This window comes from Draconibacterium sp., from assembly GCF_041583095.1.
Classification (GTDB): Bacteria; Bacteroidota; Bacteroidia; order Bacteroidales; family Prolixibacteraceae; genus Draconibacterium.
Genome location: NZ_JBFHGM010000392.1, coordinates 1 through 3,532, shown reverse-complemented (window position 1 = coordinate 3,532; position 3,532 = coordinate 1). Strand labels below are relative to the sequence as shown.

Below are 3,532 nucleotides of genomic sequence, written 5' to 3'. Positions count from 1 at the left end.
CTGGATATTTACCTGCAGGAACGACCTCGATTGGGAGATGTAAATTTTTACGGTGTTTCAAAATCGGAAAAAGATGATATTACCGAAAAGGTTTTACTCTTACGCGGAAGTCAGATTACCGATCACCAGGTAAACAGTGCCGAGCGAACCATTATGAATATCTTCCACGGAAAGGGATTCCTTAACACCGAGGTAAACATTGTTCAGCGCGACGATACCACCCAAAACAACAGCGTAATACTCGATATTTACGTTGACAAAAAAGAAAAGGTAAAGGTTAATAATATTGATATTGAAGGCAACGAGGCAATTTCTGATGTTACATTGGAACGCGCCATGAAAAAAACAAACGAAAAGTCGTTGCGAAATTTCTTTAAAACCAAAAAATTCCTTCAGGAAGAATACGATAAAGATCAGGCAAACCTAATCGATAAGTACAACGAAAAAGGTTACCGCGATGCTATTATTGTTGAAGATTCGATATACCAGGTTGAAGTGGGGCGAAAAAATAAACCCCGTGTAAATATCGATATTGATGTAGAAGAAGGCGATAAATACTACTTCGGCGATATTCGTTGGGTGGGTAACACCGTTTATCCTTCCGATTATCTCGATTTGGTTCTGGGGATTAAAAAAGGAGATGTATTTAACCAAAAGATACTGGATAAACGCCTGTTCGATAACGAAGAAGGTTTGAACAATCTTTATCTCGACAGGGGATACCTGTTTTTTGATCTCGATCCTGTAGAGGTGAATGTTAACGGCGATACCATCAATTACGAAATGCGTATTATCGAAGGTGAGCAGGCAACAATTAACGAAGTGCGTATTGTGGGTAACACAAAAACACACGAACATGTTGCCCGTCGCGAGCTTCGTACATATCCCGGAGATCTTTTCAGTAAAACATTGTTGATGCGTTCGTACAGGGAATTGGCGCAACTCGGACACTTCGACCCGGAAGCCATTAATCCCGACGTTCAGCCTCACCCCGAAGATGGAACGGTGGATATTGAATATCAACTTCAGGAAAAAGCAAACGACCAGATCGAGCTTTCAGGTGGTTGGGGAGCCGGTATGTTTGTAGGATCAGTAGGTTTAAAATTTGCCAACTTCTCGGTTCGTAACATCTTTAATAAAGAAGCCTGGCGTCCGCTGCCTACAGGTGACGGGCAAACACTGAGTTTACGTTATCAAACAAGTGGTAAGTATTATCGTACGGTAAGTTTGTCGTTTATTGAACCGTGGTTAGGTGGTAAAAAGCCTAATTCATTCTCGGTATCGTTATCGCACTCACGAATTAATTATAGTGCCAACCGATATACGCAAAGCTATAATCCATACGGTTATGGCAGCAGCTATGGTTATTCGCCATACGGTTACGGTGGTTACGGCGGTTATTCGCCATATGGCAGCGGCTATTCTCCTTATGGTTATGGTGGTTATAATTCTTATCCGCAATATCAATATAACTACGAATCGGAAAACGACAACGAAGATGACGATCAGATTTGGGAAACAACAGCATTGGCTTTAGGTTACGGATACCGTTTATCGTGGCCTGATGACTACTTTACTGTTTATCACGAATTGTCGCTGGAGCATTATAACCTGCGAAACATGGGAAGTATGTTCTATTTTATGGCCGACGAAAATGGCCAGGTAAACGGAACATTTAACAACCTGAGTTTTAAAACCGTTTTCGGACGTAGTTCGGTGGATAACCCACTATACTCGCGAAGAGGTTCAAATTTATCGCTGGCTTTAAAAATGACACCACCTTATTCCCTGATTAATGGTAAAGATTATTCGGATGAGAGCATAACTAATGAAGAGCGATACAAATGGATTGAATATCATAAGTGGTTGTTAAAGGGTGATTGGTACACCCCATTAACAAACCCGAGCGGAGATCATACACTGGTGTTAAGAACTGCACTTGAAATGGGATTCCTTGGGTATTTCGATTCAGGACGTAAATCACCTTTCGAAGGTTTTATTGTTGGTGGATCGGGTATGTCGGGATACAACATTTACGGTACCGATTATATTGCACTGCGTGGTTACAAAGACTACAGTTTGAGTCCGAGAAACGGATCGAACATGTACTCAAAGTTCACTACTGAACTTCGTTTCCCGATTACCTTAAAACCGAGTGCTACAATTTATGCACTGGCTTTCATGGAGGCAGGTAACGCCGGAATCAGTTTCCAGAACTACGTGCCGTTTAAATTGCACCGTTCAGCCGGTGTAGGTGTGCGTATCTTCCTGCCAATGTTCGGACTAATGGGTATCGACTGGGGATATGGATTTGATGAAGTACCGGGTGTTGCAGATGCTGCAGGTAGCCAGTTCCACTTCGTAATTGGTCAGCAGTTCTAAAAGAAAAATAGCTTTGGCATAAAATATGATAGACAAAAACCAGTTTAACTAAAAAAGAATTTGCCATGAAGAAATTTATTTTATCAATTGCAGTAATATTCTCAGTAACATTATTTGCAAACGCTCAGAAATATGCGTTTATCGATTCGGAATACATTATGGAGAATATTCCATCGTTTAACGCCGCACAGGAACAACTGAATCAGTTGTCGTCGCAATACCAAAAAGAACTGGAATCGATGCATGCTGAGATTGAACAGATGTATCAGGATTTTCAGGCTGAAAGCGTACTGCTGTCAGAAGACATGAAACGCAAACGCGAGGATGTGATTATTACAAAAGAGAAAGATTATAAAACATTGCAACGAAAGTATTTCGGACCAAGTGGCGACCTTTTCAAAAAGCGTCAGGGATTGATTAAACCTATTCAGGACGATATCTTTAACGCTGTTCAGGAAATAGCTACCGATGGTAGTTATGCCGTGATTTTTGATAAGGCCGGCGATGCTACTTTATTCTATACCAACCCTCGTTACGATTTAAGTGACGAAGTGCTTAGAAAACTGGGGTATAAATAGATAAGTAGTTTAGTTCTATAAATCGAACGATTCAATCCAAATCAATTGTTCATTTTAACTAATAATTGGTATTAAATACTATATTTGCAAGCAAAAATTAAGACCACATTGATTATGAGAAATTTAATGAAATTAATGGCAGTGCTTATGTTCACTGTAGCATCATATACTGCTGCCAATGCGCAATCTTTAAAATTTGGCCACATCGACCTGCAAGCGTTGGTTCAGGTTATGCCGGAAAGAACTGCTGCTGAAGCTGAGTTTAATACTTTCCAGGGTGAATTGGAAGAGATTCTTGGTGAAATGCAAAAAGACTATCAGGCAAAATTAGGCGAATTTGAAGCGATGGGAGAAGAGGTATCTGATATTAAAAGAAATGCAAAGATTGCCGAAATTCAGGATGTACAACAACGCATCCAGAATTACCAGATGACAGCACAACAACAGGTGCAACAAAAACAAGCCGAGCTTTTAGGACCAGTTTTTGACAAAGCCGAAAAAGCAATTGAAGACGTAGCTAAAGAACAAGGTTTGATTTATGTTTTCGATTCAGGAGCAGGAAACAGAACTAT

General features: G+C 40.3%; 3 protein-coding genes. All 3 read left to right on the top strand.

Going from position 1 to position 3,532, the window contains the following annotated elements:
- On the top strand, window positions 1-2,382 hold a 2,382-nt coding region (locus tag ABZB17_RS21595), incomplete at its 5' end, for an outer membrane protein assembly factor (protein WP_372653567.1).
- Between the two features lie 65 nt (window positions 2,383-2,447).
- Complete coding sequence (locus tag ABZB17_RS21590) at window positions 2,448-2,960, top strand: OmpH family outer membrane protein (RefSeq protein WP_045030765.1); 513 nt, start codon at window positions 2,448-2,450, stop codon at window positions 2,958-2,960.
- A gap of 114 nt (window positions 2,961-3,074) precedes the next feature.
- A partial coding sequence (locus ABZB17_RS21585) for an OmpH family outer membrane protein (RefSeq protein ID WP_372653565.1) occupies window positions 3,075-3,532 on the top strand: 458 nt, incomplete at its 3' end.